At 48.7% G+C, this 819-nt stretch carries 1 protein-coding gene; it reads right to left on the bottom strand.

Annotated elements, in window-relative coordinates; translation table 11 throughout:
* Positions 1-12: 12 nt before the first annotated feature.
* On the bottom strand, positions 13-516 hold the full coding sequence (locus H6A32_RS17060) for a DUF6431 domain-containing protein (protein ID WP_296100315.1): 504 nt from the start codon (positions 514-516) through the stop codon (positions 13-15).
* Between the last annotated feature and the right edge of the window lie 303 nt (positions 517-819).

The raw sequence follows: 819 nt of genomic DNA, 5'->3' as shown, positions 1-819 counted from the left end.
AGACGCCGGGGATCAGGCCATGGCAGGGGGATTCCTGTGGGACTGGAGGAAGGAATAAGCGGTTTTATCCGCAAAACCGCCGGAGAAAAGGGAATACTCCGGCAGCCGGGCAATCCCAAGGAGGAAATCCAGCCCGGAGGTTTCAGAGTGTTCCAGCATCCCGAGCCATTCCTGTTTGTGCTGGGAAAAGATTTGTTTCCATTTATAGAACTGGTTCCTGGTAATGCGGAAGCGTTCACAGAGGGCCTCAACGGAAGAACGGTCCAGGAAAGCTTCCGCCAGGACACGGAGGATAAAAAAGAGGCCATAACCGGAATAGGGGATGATCATATCCGGGAGGACGGCATGGGTATGCCCGCAGCTTACGCAGACCAGCCGGAGGACCGTGATTTCCTGTGTGACGGGTTTCCCATGGATAAAATCGATGATGCGGCGGCCATAGTAAGCATGGACATGGCAGTTGCCGGAGGAACCGCAGATGGGGCAGGCCTCCCTTTCGGGGCAGAAAGAAGCCATATAGGACTCGAACAAAACTTTTGATGATTTTTTTATACGAATTAACTTGCAAAAAAGAGCGTTTTTTCTTATCATAATAGTGTTGATGTGACCGCTGTCAGCAGAGAAGCCGATCTTAATTAGGACATAGATCCTGCAATGGCATTGCTTGCGGCACTCACGGGTAAGAGAAAGAACGTGCTGTGGAAGGATTCGTTCTTTCTCTTTTTTTATAGTTGTCAAAACAACTATAACGAAATATCCTGAAACACACAAGAAAAAAGCGCGCCGCTTTTTCTGGCACACTGTAAAAGATATATTTAT

This window comes from Drancourtella massiliensis (genome assembly GCF_016900655.1).
GTDB lineage: Bacteria > Bacillota > Clostridia > Lachnospirales > Lachnospiraceae > Sellimonas > Sellimonas catena.
Note: the sequence above shows the minus strand (reverse complement) of the source record. Positions and strands in the feature narration are given on the sequence as shown.